Here is a 17,752-nt window from a genome sequence, read left to right as displayed (position 1 = left end):
TAGTGATATTACAATAGGTTTTGCGAAATTTAAAGAGTGTAATTATTTGAATATCATATTTTTACCATGTATATTGAACGTAGTAAATTCAATTGGAAAGGAGTGAAGGCGTAATGGAATGGCTCATAGGGTTGTTAGGTGAAGAGATATTAATTAATTATGTTGCATTTAGCATACATTATTTCATTCCTGTGTTATTAACGCTCTTGTTTGTTTACTTGCAAATGCAGGCAAACATCAAGCTCCACAAAGATTGGATTGTAAGGTTTTCAACTGAAGTAGAGGATCAATACATTTTCGAATGGATAGTCCCTATTTTAAGGTGGAGAACACGTTGCTTATCCAAAACCGTCGATGAAGAAGACGCTAGTCCAATATATTAACGCATAATTAATATATTGGAGGAGAAATTTTGAAAAAATTATATACAGTTTTAGCATTTTTAGCAGTATCGATATTACTAAGTGGATGTGCACCACAAGAAGGTGGTGTATTTTATAATTCATTAGTAGAACCATTCATTTATTTGATTAAATTCTTTGCATCATTCTTTAATAATAGTTACGGAATTGGCATTATCATCGTTACTATATGTGTAAGACTAATTGTTATGCCGTTTATGTTGCGTTCTTTTAAAGGACAGAAGAAAATGCAATTTAAAATGAAGAAAATAAAACCACAAATGGATGAAATTAATGAGAAGATGAAATCAGCTAAAGATGAACAAGAACGTGCACAATATAGCCAAGAAATGATGGCTTTATATAAAGAACATGGTATAAATCCTTTAGGTATGGGATGTTTACCAATGATTATACAGATGCCGATACTAATGGCGTTGTACTTTGCAATATCTCATAATGATGCACTTGCAAGCCATAGTTTCGCTTGGTTTAACCTAGGTACACCAAATATATTTATGGCACTGATTGCCGGAGCACTCTATTTATTACAAGCATATTTATCCACAAAATATTTACCAGAAGAATCAAATGGACAAATGAAATACATCATGTATATAAGTCCAATTATGATATTTATTGTGAGTATGAGCACACCAGCAGCACTGCCATTATATTGGAGTGCAAGTGCGATCGTACTTATCGTTCAACAATATATATCTAATAAGTACTTTAATTATCACGAAGACGAACTTCAAACAAGTTCATAAATAATAAAAGATGCTCGATATGCCGCTAAAGTCTATGACTTTAGTGGCATTTTTTAATGACTTTTTAGACAGGGTTAAAAGAATAATCAATTTTTATAAAATGTTTGTATATTGAATTAAAGGTGACTATTTTTATAGAAATACTATATTTTATTATTAGTAAATAAACTTTTAGATAAAGCTAACTAATTTCTATAATATAAATATTTTTCAAACAATTTTGTTTATAAAATATTTTTATTTTCGATAAATAATGGTATAATAACCAAAAATATACAAAAATTAGGAGGTTAATATGAGGAAAGTTTCAATTATAATTATGTTTTTATTACTTTTTACACAAATTTTTAGTTTTAACAATCAAGTTCAAGCAAAGGACTTAACGAACCATGTTATTAAAGACATCAATGTTACTAAACTAGATGGTTCTAATGGTGAATTTTCACATAGAGAAAGAACTAAAATATCCGTAACCTTTGCCGGAAATGGTACTAAAATTTCACCAAACGATACTTTATCAGTTTTGCTCCCGAAGGAATTATTAGGATTTAATTCAGCAATTTCTTTGAAAAATTCTGAGGGTACAGAACTTGGTACATGTCAGGTATCTAATAATTCTGTTAATTGTACTTTTAATGACAATGTAGAAAAATTAGATAATATTAGAGGAGAATTCTTCTTTGAAGCAGAAATAAATAAATCAGAAGAAGGATCACATAAAGTTGACTTAGATTTTGGAAATACAAATATCACTAAAGTGATAACTGTAAATAATGGGTCTTCTGCAGGAGGAAAATCGGAAGAGATATTTCATAAAACCGGACAGATACTCCCAGATGACGTAAATAATATACAATGGGCAATAAGATTCAATAACAAGCAAGATTATTTTAGAGGAAATGATCCAGCTTTAATATCTGATAATATTGGAAGCGGTATGGAATTAAATAAAGATAGCTTGCAATTATCGGTAAAACAAGTAAATGAAGCACAACCAAGATTTTATACAGTTGAAGAATTTGAAAATGCTGGATTAGGAAATGTTGATGTTACCAATAAAACGATAAATATTAGGTTCAACACACCTAGTTACAATGAATTAATTGTCTATTATTCAACAAAGATCACTGATAATTCATTGAAATCATTTGAAAATCAATCATCAGTTACATATATAGATAAAAATGAAAAACAAATAATAGAGCATTCTAATGCTGTTGTTCAGAATATTAACTCTGGCGGTAAGGCAGAAGGAGATTTAGCAAAATATAGTGGTAAAGTAGTGATTTCTAAAGTTGGAAATGATGAAAAAGGAAATTCAAAACCACTTGAAGGTGCAGAATTTGAATTAGTTAATTTAGATGGAGAAGTAGTTGGTAAAGGAACGACTGATTCAAATGGGACGTTAGTTTTTGAAAATATTAAAGGTGGAACACACACGCTTAAAGAGACTAAAATTCCAGATGGATATAAAATTAATGAAGCTGATTTTCCTAGTAAGGTTGTATTAGATTTTGAAAAAGATAAAGAAATTAATTTGACTGTTGTGAACATTAAAGATCCAGAACCAGATAACCCAACACCGGACAATCCAGATAACCCAACACCGGACAATCCGGATCCAGATAAACCAGAACCAGACAAGCCGGATCCAGACAAGCCAGAACCAGACAAGCCAGATCCAGATAAACCAGAACCAGACAACCCAGATCCAGATAACCCAACACCGGACAATCCGAAACCGGATGAACCAAAACCAGATAACCCAACACCGGACAATCCGAAACCGGATGAGCCAAAACCAGATAACCCAACACCGGATGAGCCAAAACCAGATAACCCAACACCGGATGAGCCAAAACCAGATAAACCGAAACCAGATAATCCAACACCGGACAATCCAAAACCAGATAATCCAACACCGGATAAACCGAAACCAGATAATCCGACACCGGATGAACCAAAACCAGATAATCCGAAACCGGATGAGCCAAAACCAGATAACCCAAAACCGGATGAACCAAAACCAGATAATCCGAAACCAGATAATCCAACACCGGATAATCCGAAACCAGATAATCCAACACCGGACAATCCGAAACCGGATGAACCAAAACCAGATAATCCAAAACCAGATAATCCAACACCGGACAATCCAACACCGGATAATCCAACACCAGATGAACCAAAACCAGATAAACCGAAACCAGATAACCCAACACCGGATGAACCAAAACCAGATAAACCGAAACCGGACAATCCAAAACCAGATAATCCGAAACCGGATGAGCCAAAACCAGATAATCCAAAACCAGACAATCCGAAACCGGACAATCCAAAACCAGATAACCCAACACCGGATAATCCAAAATCAGATAACCCAAAACCGGATAATCCAAATCCAGACAAACCAGAGCCAGATAATCCAACACCAGATAACCCAACACATGAAAAACAAACACCAGAAGCTCAAAATAAAGAAGAAGCAAAATCAGGTAAATCAAGTGAAGAAAATGTAAATAAAGATCAAGCTAAAAATAATACTGAAAAAGATGGAAATATGACAGTAACATCTGACAAAACACAACAAAAACAAAAAAAAGGTGATAAAGATGGAATATTGCCTAATACAGGTGAAGTCATACAAAATCATCCAATAATAACAACAGCAAGTATACTATTATTATTAGCAATTGGATCTGTATTACTATTCTTTAGAAAAAAACAAAAATAAAGTAAATGTTGGCCTTAATTGCAAATAAAGACTAACGATTATACAAAAAAGACGCTCAATTTTTGAGCGTCTTTTTATGAATAAAAAACATAAAAAATAATCATCACAACTTTAGCTAGTTAATGGTTATTTAAAAATAATTATACAGCTACCGTCACTTAAACGGGCTTATAACTCTATTATAAATAAATTATTAGTAATTTTATAGATATAAGTTCGTTAAAATTTTATGTATTTTTTATAGAATTAGAAAAACATATAATGGTATAATGATGTCACAAGCAAGTTGGGTAGATGGTGGCTAATCCAATCTAAGGAGGTTGATGCCTATGAAGGTATTTAAACAATCTTTAGAAAGGAGGATAGCCTTTGTTTTCTATTGAAATTGCAATGCAACTCAAAATAAGCATGAGTATATTAGTACTAATGTTTATTGAAGTAGTCATTGTAATTAATAAAAGACAAAAAAAATAACCTTCTATTCGCTTTGACATGTATAGAAGGTTATTAAATTAATTATATGCAGTCACCGTCACTTAAACGGGCTTGTTGAGGTAACGTGTTCCAGCACGTTACCTTTATTTGATTATAGAATATCATGAAAAAATACAATTTGTCTAGTGACTTAAACACTTGAAGCTCAATTCTCGAGCTTCTTTTTCTTTCTTCTCTTAATGAATTCATATGTAATCAAGATAACAACAATCACCATCATAGGATATATTCTGTAATCGGGAGCAACGAATAATCTTATTAAGATGAATGCGATAATTAATGAGCTAAATAGTATTAAATATTCTTTAGTAAAGATATTGTATTTTTCTTTTTTATATATATCACTTGCTAAAACTAGTGGCATAACTAGTGAAATTCCGATTATTGAACCAATTAATGACGCTAAATCCACTTTGTTGAAGATAATAAGTTGGGTTAATAAAAGAATTGAAATCATATACAATCCATACGTCACACTATAAAACAATTTCTCCTTCATTCTTCTCAGCTCCTTAATTTAAATGGATTTTGAAGTTTACACCTTTTGTAGAGGGCATAATTTTAAAGGTTCCGTTATGAAATGTGATGCAATCCATGATGATTGTTGAACCGATACCGTGTCCTTCTTTGTTGTCTTTTGTTGTGTAATTTGAATGAAGCATGTGTTTCTCTGTCGTCTTGCTTATGCCAACACCGTCATCTTTGTAGTTAATTTCTAAACCTTCATTTATATTCTTAATGTTGATTTCGATGTTTGGGTTACATTTATTATGATCGATACTATTATCTATAAGGTTCATCATCATACGTTCAAAATATAGTTTATTGCCATAAAATTTTTGTTCTGTTAATTCATTGATAATTTCAAGCTTGTCATATTGTATCGTTCTTCTCAGCTGCTTTAACGTTTCTGTAATATCGAATGATTCTTTATGAATGGTCATTTGATCTGTTTCATATCTGAAGTTATTGTTTAAACTATCAATCAATTCAGTCATATAAGCAGCTTTATCTGAAATTAAAATCGCATATTTCTTAGTGTCTATTTCTTCTGATGATAATAGTTTGGCGTAACCATAAATAGATGTTAAAGGTGATTTTAAATCATGAGATAGCTGATTAAGCCATTTCTCGCGATAGTAATTAATTTGATTTTGGTAGATTTTATCTTCAGTCAGTTGTAAGTTTAAGCTTTCTACAGAATCATTCAGTTCTTTAAATAATTTTTTGCTTCTTTTGTTGTAGTGTTTAGAGCTTGGCTTAAACAATTTACCTTTAGAAAGATTTTCTATCCAATCAGTATAGAAGAACAATGGCTTAGAAAGTCTTTTCGATATGATAAATGCGAAAATGATTACTAAAATCATGTTGAGTATAATCAATAATAAATAAGATAGTGCTAAAAATTTAAATGTCTTATTTTCAATGTCATTAAACTCATCAGTATATTCTACTTTATGATAAGCAGGATTATCTATAAATGTTAATTGATTATCCTTTTCGACATGATAATATTTATTGTAATTATTGATATACAAGCTACTTATCAATTTCTTTGTATCAATATTTTCTGTTGATTGAATAGCATGTCTATGTGATTTTGGATAAATTAATATAACACTATAGTCATCACTACGAAATGGAATGGCTTGTGTATTATATAAGTTTTCAACAATTTTATTTTTCAAATTCATTTGTTTTTTAGGATAAAGGACATTGGCATTTTTATCGATAATATACAACTGAACATGATTGTCTTTTAATTTTTGTTTTAAATCATCATTTAATTTATAACCGTTTTCTTCATTTGATATTGAAAAATCCATATAAAAATCATCAACATCATCTAAATCGGAATAAGAAATTTTTATAACATTTGTAAAGAAAAGCCAGATGCCAATAACACCTATAATAAAAGTAATCGTAAGAAAAATAAAAATATATTTCGTGAATTTCCATGTGAATCTTTTATTCATTTCATTAACCTCTATATATGTAACCTTTGCCTCGAACTGTCTGTATAAGTTGAGGATTATTCGGGTCATCTTCTATTTTTTTGCGTAATGTTCGAATGTGAACCATTAATGTATTGTCGTCCACACTAACTGAATAACCCCATACACGTTCGTATAGTTGACTCTTTGTTAAAACTTGGTTTTTATTTTTAATGAAATAAGCGAGAAGGTCATATTCTCTTGATGTTAGATTAGCCTTCTTGTTATTTGTGATGACATCAGTTGTATCAAGATTGACTTTCAAATTCTTATTGTGATGCGTATTAATATTTTTTATATGTACGGAAACGCGATAAGCAAGTTCAATAGGATCAAATGGTTTCTTAACATAATCTACAGCACCATTTTCAAATCCTTTATAAACATCTAAATCAGAATCTTTCGCTGTAACGATAATAAGTTTAGTATCTTCATGTTTAATATATTTCACGAGTTCATAGCCGTTTTCTGATTTTAAGTTTAAATCAAGCAACACAACATCAAAGTGATGGGCTTTTAATTTTGCTTCAGCTTCTGGTTTGTCGCTTGCTAAATATATGTCACCTAATTGTTTATTCGATAAGGATATTTTTATCAATGTTTGTATATCTAAATCATCTTCTACTATTAATATTTTGGCAGTCATTTTTACACCTCTATATTATTGTATATTTTCATTTTATATGTATCTACACGTATATGTAAAATTAAGTCAGATTTAAGGTTTATATAAGTCAGATTTTATTTTAACTTGTTAATATAATATGTGAGGTGAATAGAATGAACAGAATAGAAGTTGCCGATGCACTAAGAGGATTTAGTTTATTTGGCATATTTATGGCCAATTTATTAATTTTTCAATTTGGTTTAACAGGCCAATTATACATAGAACAGTATCATTTAAGTGGTTTGAATCAAACAATTTATCATATTATCAAGATTATATTTGAAGGCAGCTTTATGCCCATATTTGCGATTTTATTTGGTTTTTCTTTAGATAAGCTCTATCAATCTATGAAAAGTAAACAAGTTAAACGTCCGAGAATTAAGCTGTTAAGAAGAGCCATATTCTTATTAATATTAGGTAGTTTACATGCTTATTTTATATGGGAAGGAGATATCTTATTTGGTTATGCACTATCGATGTTAATCGTGATTCCGTTCATTTCATTGAATCATAAATTTTTTAAATGGGTGACGATTATTGGATTTGGGTTCATATTAGCAATGTCGGTTGGCTCTTTATTTGATACTTCAGCTCCTATTATAGAAACGAGTGATAAAGCTTCGTATGTGCATGAAGTTAAAACATTATTTAGTGAAGGTAGTTATTGGGATATTCGTGAAGCGGATGACAACATACAAGATCCGAAATTCATGCAATTAAAAGCAATGCTTGGCGATAATATGGGATGGTTATTTGTAATGATTCTGTTTATAGAAGTTCCGTATTTTACTTTAGGTATATGTTTATCAAAATATAAATGGTTTGAAAAACTTATTAAAGATCAAAACATTTCAAAATGGTTTATATATTTAATACCAGTATGGATATTAGGAAAGTCCTCTTATTTATGGTTATCGAATGAAAATGCAGCAGAGAGTATTGCCATGATATTTGGTATATTGTTGGCCATCAGCTATATTTGTTTATTTAAATATTTATATCAAACGCATCAACAAAACTTAATATTTAGAGGATTTGAAAGTCTCGGTAAAATGTCTTTATCGATGTATATTTTACAAAGTATTATCGGAACACTCATTCTATATGGCTATGGATTAGGATTATTCGGTAAAGATATACTCTTAGTAACGAGTATTAGTTTTATATTAATTTATGTATTACAAATGCTTTTCGCAACATGGTATCAAAAGCATTGGCGATATGGTCCGTTAGAATATATACTTCGAATGTTTACACATTGGAAAATTAAAGTAGGGAAGAGGAGATGAAATAATAATGATTGAAATTGTTAAGAAAGTCGCACGCATATTATTTGTCGTATTTTCAGGGCTATTAGTCGCAAGATATGTCATTCAGCAGCTTAATCAATTTACAAATATGCATTTAAGTTGGTTCTATTTAGAACGTGTGCCATATAGTTTCATCATCATTGTTATTTTATATTTCATCTGCATTGTCGTTTATAGTTCATTGCGCACATATGAACAAAGAGATTAGTTTAAATATATTAAGAAAGGGAGCCGGACGTGTTGTCCAGCTCCCATTTTTGATTGCTATTCTTTCGGTTTAATAGACTTAACATTTTTAAATCCACTTTTCATACTTGCAAGGTGTTCCATAAAATCATGCCACTCTGTACCAGCTTCTTCAAACGTTTTCTGTAATAATTCATTTTGCGCTTGGTTCAATTTATGAACTAATGCACTACCTTCTTCAGTAGGGTATAAATGTTTCACACGTCTATCATTGTCAGAGTCTACATATCTAATTAATTTTTTCTCTTTTAATTTTTTTAAAGAGGCGTGAGAAGCTTGTTTAGATATTTCAAGTGTATCTAATAAATCTTTAATTGTTATACCTGGCATTTGATCTATAAAAAATAAAAATCTGTGATGTTGTCTATTCATGCCATGGTTTTTAATAATATCGTCAGCTGTATTGATAAATGTTTTGTATGCGAAATAAAAAAGCATATGATCATAATTGTTTTTATTATCCATCGTGTCGACTCCTTTTCAACTATTATAAAGGATAGTTGTTAAAAATTCATTTTTAGGTCAATGATGTTGACTTAATTTAAAAGTAGGTATATACTAAGAATTGTTATAGGGATTATTAAACATTTGATATTTAATCAAACGTTTATTTTTTACATTAATAGGTCAACTATATTGACTTAAATTGATTCGTAAAAATAGAAAAGGAGAATCGGATATGAAAAAACGTGTCGGGGAATATTTAATGGATTCATTAAGTACAGTAGGAGTAGAAAAAGTATTTGGTGTTCCTGGAGATTTTAATTTAGCATTTTTAGACGATATTGTAAGCAGAGAAGATATGGAATGGATAGGCAATACGAATGAATTAAATGCAAGTTATGCTGCTGATGGATATGCAAGAATGAATGGTATCAGCGCAATGGTCACTACATTTGGCGTTGGTGAACTAAGTGCAGTTAATGGTATTGCCGGATCATATGCAGAACGCGTGCCAGTAATAGCTATTACAGGTGCACCAACAACAGTTGTTGAAGAAGCGGGTAAATATGTTCACCATTCATTAGGTGAAGGTAAGTTTGATAGTTATAGAAAAATGTTTAAAGAAATCACAACAGCTCAAGGTTATATAACAGTAGAAAATGCTCAGACTGAAATTCCAAGATTAATTAATGCAGCATTAGCTGAAAAAAGACCTGTTCATATACATTTACCAATCGATGTAGCACAAGCAGAAATTGAAGTTGAAGAAGACTTTAAACCAGCAGAAATGATTAATCAAGATGTTTCACATTACATTGAAATGGTACAACAAAAATTAAAAACAGCACAGCAACCAGTTATCATTACTGGACATGAAATTAATAGCTTTAAATTACATGATGAATTAGAACGCTTTGTTGAACAAACACAAATTCCAGTTGCACAACTTTCTTTAGGTAAAGGTGCATTTAATGAAGAAAGTCGTTATTATATGGGCATTTATGATGGTAGTATTGCAGAAGAAGAGATTAGAAATTATGTAGATAACAGTGATGCTATTTTAAATATTGGTGCTAAATTAACAGATTCAGCAACTGCAGGTTATTCATATGGATTTGATATTGATGATGTCGTGATGATCAATCACTTAGATTTCAAATTAAATGATACAACTTCATCAGAATATACATTACCAAGTTTAATGAACGGATTACTTGATATTGAATATAAAAATGAAGCACATTTCCCAGAAAATAATCGTCCTGAAAAAGGTGATTACACAGTTGATAATGCGCCGCTTACACAAGAAACTTACTTTAAAATGATGCAAGATTTTATCGGATTAGATGATATCATCTTAGCAGAACAAGGTACTTCATTCTTCGGTGCGTATGACCTTAACTTATATAAAGACAATACATTTATTGGACAACCATTATGGGGATCAATCGGTTATACATTACCAGCAACAATCGGTACACAAATGTCTAATTTATATAGAAGAAATATATTATTAATCGGTGATGGTTCATTACAATTAACAGCACAAGATATATCAACAATGATTAGAAACGACCTTAAACCTGTTATTTTTGTTATTAATAATGATGGATACACAGTTGAAAGAAAAATCCACGGCGAACACCAAGTATATAATGATATTCAAATGTGGGACTACAAAATGTTACCAGCCGTATTTGGCGGTAAAGATAAAGTGGCCGTACACGATGTAGAAACATCTGCCGATTTAGAAAATGTATTCTTAAAAATTAACAACGAACCAAATCAAATGCATTTCATAGAAGTTAAAATGGGCGTATCAGACGCACCAGAAAAACTAGACGCAATCGGACAAGCATTCTCAAAACAAAATAGTTAATACAAAAAGTCAGGGACATAATGTAACGTCTCTGACTCTTTTAGTATCTTGGCAGTAGATGACTGAATTGAAAATGCGCTTGTAGCAAGCTTTTTTCAACTCTAGTCATCCTTGCCGGGGCGGGACTACGAAATCTTTTTATCTAAATTAGATTTCTGTCCACGCTCCCATTTTTTTTATGTGAAGAGGATGGAGAAGGCAGTATAAACGAGAAGTAGTGCCATTATGAGATTAAATGCTAATTCATGTTGATTAATAAACTTTTTAAAGATTGAACCAAAGACACTCCAACTGAACGAGGAAAGAAATCCGATGAGCGCTAAATATGTAATTAAGATGATTTGGATAGAGAAGTGTTCAAAGTTTGGCGTTATAAATGCTGCCACAACACTTAACGCATAAATCACACCTTTAGGATTTACGAACTGTAACAACATGCCAAATTTAATATTATTGTATCTGTTACTAAATGATTGAGCATCCGTACCTTTACTCGTTCCAATTTTGTATGCTAAATAAAGTAAATAAATTGCCCCGAAAATCTTCATATATAATTGTATTTTAGGGAATAGGTGATACAAAGCAGAACTAAAGAAATTAGATACGAGTAGTAATAAAAAGAAGCCAAGCGCAACACCGATACAGAATCTTACTGTACCTCGTAGACCAGTTTGTTTAGAATAATATAATGACATAATGTTATTAGGTCCAGGCGTGAAACTAGAAACAATCGCATAAATCGTCATAGATAATAAAGTCATATAAAACGCCCCTTCAAATTTAACTATTGAGAGTATTGTATCGATAGAAGAAGTGATTGTAAATGGTTGGTGGTGGGGGAGAGAAAGAGAATATTTTAGTTTATCTTTTCCTGCGCATTCTCTATAATAATTGTAAAGAATTATGGAGGTGCATCGATGAACAGTCAAACATACTTACTGGCTCTCAAAAATCGTATCATTCAAGATAAACTTGATGAAGATACGAGGAACTATATTAAAGGTCTGGAGGGTGAACTTTTCATTAAAGATATTCTTGATGAATATCCAGATCTTCATTATTTATATGATTTTCATATTAGTCACAAAAATCGCGTTCAAATTGATTTCTTAATTGTAACGGATGATGCTATATGTCACTTTGAGGTTAAACATTATTCCGGAGATTATACGATTAAAGATGGTCAGCTTATGAACGAATTTGGAAACATGTTTTATACACCTTTTCAGCAACTGCGACGAGCCAATCATGAATTGAATCATTTAATATCTCATTTGAATATCAACAAACCCTTACATTCCTATCTTATTTTTTCAAACCCCAAATTTACTTTAAAAGGTACAATGCCTAATCAATTCAATATCCTATTACCAACAGAATTACACAAACTTAAATATATGTTCAAAAATAATCATACTATAGAAAATGCTAATATCTTACATATGTTTCAACAAGAGCATAGTGACTTTTCACATCTTTATAACAACATTAAAAAAGTCCCAATAGCTAGTATAAAATCAGGGTTGAAATGCCCGAAATGTAAGAGATTGAATACAGTGGAGGTAGAAGAACGAAAGAAATATCTACGTTGTAAATTCTGTCACGTTGAAATTAGTAGAAATAAATTGTACTTGTATAATTTAATGGAATTCTATATCTGCAAAGGGGAGCCTTTTACTTTATCAGAAGCTCAAAAATGGTGTGGGGTGGAGAATAGTTTAACTATTAGAAGGGTGCTTGATAAAAATTTTAGGTTTATAAATAAGAAGACAAAGAAATATTATCTTGATAATAAATAAGTATCATCTTTAAGTTTTGAAGTGTATTTATCAAGACTGGCCAAACAAGATAAATAGGGACCTCGTATTTATCAAGACTGGCCAAACAAGATAAATAGGGACCTCGTATTTATCAAGACTGAGCAAACAAGATAAATAGGCGCGTTGTATTTATCAAGACTGGCCAAACAAGATAAATAGGGACCTCGTATTTATCAAGACTGGCCAAACAAGATAAATAGGCGTCTCGTATTTATCAAGACTGAGCAAACAAGATAAATAGGCGTCTCGTATTTATCAAGACTGACCAAACAAGATAAATAGGGGCCTTGTATTTATCAAGACTGAGCAAACAAGATAAATAGGCAGCTCGTATTTATCAAGACTGGCCAAACAAGATAAATAGGGGCCTTGTATTTATCAAGACTGACCAAACAAGATAAATAGGGGCCGTACTTTTATTATCACCCACCAATCCCCAACCAAAAAACAGGGGTGCACCATGTGCGCCCCTGTTCCTTCTTAAGATAATATTGATATATGGTTATGTTTATTTATGGGTGGAAGATTACTTTATCGTACTGTTTCTTTCTGTTTACTAAGTTATCAAATGTTTCTGGTCCTTTTGATAAAGGAAGTACATCGGAGATAATGGGTTTTACATCAATTTCTCCTGTAGACATATAATGTAATGTAGCTGCCCATTCTTCTCCTGGGAATGGGGCGGATAAACCGTTCCATGAACCTATAACATTAAGCTCATTTCTTAATATCTTTTCGAAATGTTGACGTTGAATCTCGATATCTGAATATGGAATACCTAATAGTAAGACTTCGCCACCTTTAGTTGGTAAGGTAAGTACTTGTCCTATCGTAAACGGTGATCCTGCTGATTCAACAGCAACATCAATTTTTTCAGGTATTGCAGATATAGCCTCATCTAAGTCTGTTTCTTTAGAATTAATCGTATAATCCGCGCCGAGTTCCTTAGCGATTTCTAACTTATGATCATCAATATCTATTGCGATAATTTTAGCAGCTCCGAATATTTTCGACCATTGAATGGCTAGTAATCCGATGCTACCACATCCCATGACTGCTACAGTAGCACCCGGCTTCATACGTGTTCTGTAAAATCCATGTGCAACGACTGCAGAAGGTTCGACCATTGCTGCAGTATCTAAATCTACATTGTCTGGTACTTTAAGTACATTGCTTGCTGGGAGTTTCACATATTCTGCAAAACAACCAGGTTCATATGATCCAATCACATATAAATTTTCACAACGTGAGTATTCACCTTTTTCACAGTAATGGCATTGATGGCATACGACAGCGGGGCATCCTGTTACAGCATCTCCGACATTTAACCTCGATACGTCGCTACCAACTTCCTCAATAATTCCTGAAAATTCATGTCCGAACGTCATACCTTGTTTGTAAGGTCCAAGCTTTTTGTAGCGGGAGGTATCTGATCCACAGATACCTGTTGCTTTAACTTTAATAATGACATCATTCGGTGCATCTATCTTTGGTACAGCTGTTTCTTCAAATCTTAAATCTTCAATACCATATAAATTTAAGGCTTTCAAAAGTATTATCCTCCCCTCTATTTATATTATGAGGTTTGTTCTGAAGTCACTTTCTTCTTCTTGAAAAGTTTAGAACCGAAATAACTTAAGAAGACAGCACTATTACATACGAGTAAATTATCCATATAGAATTGTGTAATACCTCTCATTGGCCCAAGCATAAAATCTAACATGTGTTCAACCATAATCAACATTCTCCTTTTTTATCTTTTAAAAGATTATTTGTTTTATTCGATAGGGCGAAGTAATACTTTAATACCTTCGCCGCCTTTAATGTGATTGTAACCTTCATCCCATTCAGTAATATCAAGCTCAGCAGTAACAAGTGCTTCTGCATTTACTTGTCCAGTACTCATGAGTTGTAATGATGGTTCCCAATCGGCAGGTTTCTGACTTCTACTACCAACAACTCTAATTTCTTTTTGAACGATTTTTTCTAAATCAAAAGGTATTTCTGGATCTTTAAAAATACCAACTTGAACATATAGACCTTTTTTGCGTAATAGATCAAGACCTTGTTTAGCAGCAGGTACAGCGCCTGAACATTCTAATACAACATCTGCACCGTATCCGTCTGTAATGTTATTAACATATTCTTTTAAGTCTGTATGTTGAATATTCACAACATGATCTAAATTTAATTCTTCTGCTTTTGCTAAACGTGCTTTATCGTTATCTAAACCAGTTATAACGACTTTGCCACCTTTACTTTTAACGACTTGTGCAACGAGTAGGCCAATTGGACCTGGTCCCATAACAACTACAGTATCACCTTGATTAATTTCAATTTTAGACACTGCGTGATGTGCACAAGCAAGTGGTTCAGTCATAGAAGCGGCTTTATAAGAAACATTGTCAGGTAACTTGTGAACACTTGCTGCTCTTGCTACAAGATATTGTGTGAAGCCACCGTTTTGTTGCGTACCTAAACCTTTACGATGATTACATAAATTGTAGTCTCCTGATTGACAGTATTCACATTCACCACAAATATAATATGTTGTTTCAGACGTTACACGATCACCAATTTCGAATCCTTCAACTTTATCACCAAGCTCAACGATTTCTCCAGAAAATTCATGGCCAAGTGTTACAGGGAAGTTTACATTGTAATGACCTTCATATGTGTGGACATCTGTACCACAAATACCGGCATAATGAACTTTTATTTTTATCTCATTTTCATTTGGTTCTGGAATTTCTTTATCTAAAATTTCTAAATTACCAAAACCAGGTGCTGTTTTTACTAATGCTTTCATTTAAAGTCATCCCCTTAATGTTAGTTGAACAATGCAAAGAACTTGAAGATAATATAGTTTAAGATGTTACCACCTTGGTCAAGACTTGAGATTTGTGAAGATCCTGATGGCATTTTTACACTAGTACCGTCAGCCATGCTTGTGAAGATAGGTGCTACATCTGTTGCGATGTATAGTGAAATTGCAATCATAATTGTACCTACGATAACTGAATGTATGATGTTACCGCGTGCTGCACCTACGATAAATGCGACGATAAATGGAATTGTTGCTAAGTCACCAAAAGGTAATACTTGGTTACCTGGTAAAATAACAGCTAATAATACAGTTACTGGTACTAAGATTAAAGCAGTTGAGATAACAGCTGGGTGACCTAATGCAACCGCAGCATCTAAACCGATATAAATTTCACGATCTCCAAAGCGTTTGTTTAACCATGTACGAGCTGATTCTGATACAGGCATTAAACCTTCCATAAGAATCTTAACCATACGAGGCATTAAGACCATAACAGCAGCCATTGACATACCTAAGTTAATAACGTCACCAGCGTTGTAGCCAGCTAATAAACCGATTGCTAAACCAAGTACTAAACCAACAAATATAGATTCACCGAAAGCGCCAAAACGTTTTTGAATTGTATCTGGGTCAGCATTTAATTTGTTAATACCAGGCACTTTTTGAAGACCTTTAACAAGGAAGATACCAGGTACATAAGAAATCGTACTACCAGTTGCAATAGATACACCTGGTAAATCATAGAATTTACTCATCATTGGTGCAGTCCAGTCAGCTACTTTTAAGCAGACAATTTGGAATAATGCGGCTGCAACTAATGATTGCCAAATGCTTCCCGAAACGGCATAAACCATTGCACCACAGAATGTATAGTGCCAGAAGTTCCAAATATCAACGTTCATTGTTTTAGTTGTTTTAGTTAATAACATGATGACATTAATCACAATACCTAAAGGAATAATAAATGCAGCGATAACAGATGCCCATGCAATTGATGATGTAGCAGGCCAACCTACATCGATTACATTTAAACTTACGCCTAAATTTTTAACCATTGCTTGTGCTGCTGGTCCTAAATTGTTAACAAGTAAATCAATTACTAAGAAAATACCTACGAAGGCAACACCAATCGTTAAACCAGATCTAAATGCTGCGCCAACTTTCTGTCTGAAAAATAACCCTAATAAGAATATGACAATCGGTAAAATTACCGTTGCACCTAAATCAAGAAATGCTTGAATAAAATTTACAAAACCATTCATTCCCTACACCATCCTCTTTTTAGAAGAATGAGGATGAAATATGATTTATTCCAACCTCATGCTAGTTTTTTATTTTGAATTTGTTTAACTTTGTAAAGCGTCTAAAATTTCTTTCTTAGTATCTTCAACACCAATTCCAGTTAAGAAGTTACGCGCGTTAATAACTGGGAATTTGTATTCTTTTTGTGTCATTGCTGTTGTTACTAATAAATCAGCTGTATCAGCGTATGCACCAACTTCAGAGATTTTGATTTGTTTTAAATCTACTTTAATGTTGTGTTCTTTAGCCATTTCCTCAATTGCGTTGTTAACCACTGTTGACGTTGCGATTCCTGCTCCACATGCTACTAATACTTGTTTCATAATAATTTCCTCCTAATTTGAGTCGATGTGTATATCGAACTCTTCCTGTTAATTTTTTTATACTTCGCTTAATTCTTTATCTATTGCATCTACAATCGTTTGTTTATCTTGTGCATTGGCAATCAATTCAAGTAATTGATCGTTTTGGAAGATTCCCATCAGTTTTTGTAATAATGATAGTTGAGCATCTTCTTTATCCATTGCTAACATGAATATTAATTTCACATCTGTTGTTTCTTCAATTTCTCCCATAATGACAAATGGAACGGTTTCTTTTAGTACTGCAATACCTATTGATCTCGTCTGAACGTGTTGTATGTCGGTATGTGGGATTGCCACTGAGCAATATACAGTTGGTAAACCAGTTGCAAATGACTTTTCTCTTTCTATCACTGCGTCTTTGTAAGTGTCTTTAACATAATTATTTTGATACATAACATCTGACAACTTACTCAACGCTTCAACATTCGTCTTAGCTTCTAAATCTAGAATGACGTTAGAAGCATCGATCTTTAAATCTTGCATATTATGCAACCCCTT

18 protein-coding genes are annotated in these 17,752 nt (G+C 32.4%); 7 read left to right on the top strand and 11 right to left on the bottom strand.

Features of this window, described 5'->3' with window-relative positions; all coding sequences use genetic code 11:
• Positions 1–113: 113 nt before the first annotated feature.
• The 3 genes from LQ622_RS12260 to LQ622_RS12250 all read left to right on the top strand — a co-directional run bounded on the left by LQ622_RS12260 (position 114) and on the right by LQ622_RS12250 (position 3,905).
• A complete protein-coding gene (locus tag LQ622_RS12260; protein ID WP_037590157.1) occupies positions 114–383 on the top strand; it encodes a hypothetical protein in 270 nt (89 codons plus the stop codon).
• Positions 384–412: 29 nt separating this feature from the next.
• A complete protein-coding gene (yidC, locus tag LQ622_RS12255; protein WP_037590155.1) occupies positions 413–1,171 on the top strand; it encodes a membrane protein insertase YidC in 759 nt (252 codons plus the stop codon).
• 295 nt (positions 1,172–1,466) lie between these two features.
• Positions 1,467–3,905 carry an LPXTG cell wall anchor domain-containing protein gene (locus LQ622_RS12250; RefSeq protein WP_239775280.1) on the top strand — a complete coding sequence of 813 codons (2,439 nt, stop codon included), beginning with the start codon at positions 1,467–1,469 and terminating at the stop codon, positions 3,903–3,905.
• Between the two features lie 640 nt (positions 3,906–4,545).
• Here LQ622_RS12250 and LQ622_RS12245 read toward each other — a convergent pair.
• The 3 genes from LQ622_RS12245 to LQ622_RS12235 are packed head-to-tail and all read right to left on the bottom strand — an operon-like array spanning position 4,546 to position 7,040.
• Positions 4,546–4,899, bottom strand: a complete 354-nt coding sequence (locus tag LQ622_RS12245) for a hypothetical protein (RefSeq protein ID WP_239762253.1) — start codon at positions 4,897–4,899, stop codon at positions 4,546–4,548.
• Positions 4,900–4,912: 13 nt separating this feature from the next.
• Entirely contained in the window at positions 4,913–6,376 is a 1,464-nt protein-coding gene (locus LQ622_RS12240) for a sensor histidine kinase (protein ID WP_037590492.1), read from the bottom strand.
• Positions 6,377–6,380: 4 nt separating this feature from the next.
• On the bottom strand, positions 6,381–7,040 hold the full coding sequence (locus LQ622_RS12235) for a response regulator transcription factor (protein WP_159315957.1): 660 nt from the start codon (positions 7,038–7,040) through the stop codon (positions 6,381–6,383).
• 134 nt (positions 7,041–7,174) lie between these two features.
• On the opposite strand from LQ622_RS12235, the gene LQ622_RS12230 reads away from it, so the two are divergent.
• A complete protein-coding gene (locus tag LQ622_RS12230) occupies positions 7,175–8,350 on the top strand; it encodes a DUF418 domain-containing protein (RefSeq protein WP_239775278.1) in 1,176 nt (391 codons plus the stop codon).
• A 7-nt stretch (positions 8,351–8,357) separates the two neighbouring features.
• A complete protein-coding gene (locus tag LQ622_RS12225) occupies positions 8,358–8,579 on the top strand; it encodes a hypothetical protein (protein WP_107577695.1) in 222 nt (73 codons plus the stop codon).
• 56 nt (positions 8,580–8,635) lie between these two features.
• On the opposite strand, the gene LQ622_RS12220 is transcribed toward LQ622_RS12225, so the two are convergent.
• Entirely contained in the window at positions 8,636–9,082 is a 447-nt protein-coding gene (locus LQ622_RS12220; RefSeq protein ID WP_107590482.1) for a MarR family winged helix-turn-helix transcriptional regulator, read from the bottom strand.
• Positions 9,083–9,296: 214 nt separating this feature from the next.
• Here LQ622_RS12220 and LQ622_RS12215 point away from each other — a divergent pair, with 214 nt between their 5' ends.
• Positions 9,297–10,940, top strand: a complete 1,644-nt coding sequence (locus tag LQ622_RS12215; protein WP_239775276.1) for an alpha-keto acid decarboxylase family protein — start codon at positions 9,297–9,299, stop codon at positions 10,938–10,940.
• 176 nt (positions 10,941–11,116) lie between these two features.
• On the opposite strand, the gene LQ622_RS12210 is transcribed toward LQ622_RS12215, so the two are convergent.
• Entirely contained in the window at positions 11,117–11,701 is a 585-nt protein-coding gene (locus LQ622_RS12210) for a LysE family translocator (RefSeq protein WP_204259048.1), read from the bottom strand.
• Positions 11,702–11,857: 156 nt separating this feature from the next.
• Between LQ622_RS12210 and LQ622_RS12205 the strand changes: the two genes are divergently transcribed.
• The gene (locus LQ622_RS12205; RefSeq protein ID WP_239775274.1) at positions 11,858–12,739 is read left to right on the top strand and encodes a nuclease-related domain-containing protein; all 882 of its coding nucleotides are present in this window, start codon (positions 11,858–11,860) and stop codon (positions 12,737–12,739) included.
• A gap of 533 nt (positions 12,740–13,272) precedes the next feature.
• On the opposite strand, the gene LQ622_RS12200 is transcribed toward LQ622_RS12205, so the two are convergent.
• The 6 genes from LQ622_RS12200 to LQ622_RS12175 form a co-directional block, all read right to left on the bottom strand.
• Positions 13,273–14,310 carry a galactitol-1-phosphate 5-dehydrogenase gene (locus tag LQ622_RS12200; RefSeq protein ID WP_239775273.1) on the bottom strand — a complete coding sequence of 346 codons (1,038 nt, stop codon included), beginning with the start codon at positions 14,308–14,310 and terminating at the stop codon, positions 13,273–13,275.
• 26 nt (positions 14,311–14,336) lie between these two features.
• Positions 14,337–14,495 carry a hypothetical protein gene (locus LQ622_RS12195; protein ID WP_088592136.1) on the bottom strand — a complete coding sequence of 53 codons (159 nt, stop codon included), beginning with the start codon at positions 14,493–14,495 and terminating at the stop codon, positions 14,337–14,339.
• Positions 14,496–14,537: 42 nt separating this feature from the next.
• Complete coding sequence (locus LQ622_RS12190; protein WP_159315949.1) at positions 14,538–15,569, bottom strand: zinc-binding dehydrogenase; 1,032 nt, start codon at positions 15,567–15,569, stop codon at positions 14,538–14,540.
• 20 nt (positions 15,570–15,589) lie between these two features.
• Complete coding sequence (locus LQ622_RS12185; protein WP_107565950.1) at positions 15,590–16,849, bottom strand: PTS galactitol transporter subunit IIC; 1,260 nt, start codon at positions 16,847–16,849, stop codon at positions 15,590–15,592.
• An 84-nt stretch (positions 16,850–16,933) separates the two neighbouring features.
• Entirely contained in the window at positions 16,934–17,212 is a 279-nt protein-coding gene (locus tag LQ622_RS12180) for a PTS sugar transporter subunit IIB (RefSeq protein WP_037590477.1), read from the bottom strand.
• A 57-nt stretch (positions 17,213–17,269) separates the two neighbouring features.
• Entirely contained in the window at positions 17,270–17,737 is a 468-nt protein-coding gene (locus tag LQ622_RS12175) for a PTS sugar transporter subunit IIA (protein WP_037590476.1), read from the bottom strand.
• Positions 17,738–17,752: the final 15 nt, after the last annotated feature.

This window comes from Mammaliicoccus sp. N-M50 (genome assembly GCF_022386995.1).
Lineage (GTDB): Bacteria > Bacillota > Bacilli > Staphylococcales > Staphylococcaceae > Mammaliicoccus > Mammaliicoccus sciuri_A.
The sequence above is the reverse complement of the archived record's forward strand: the minus strand, read 5'-3'. Positions and strand labels throughout refer to the sequence as shown.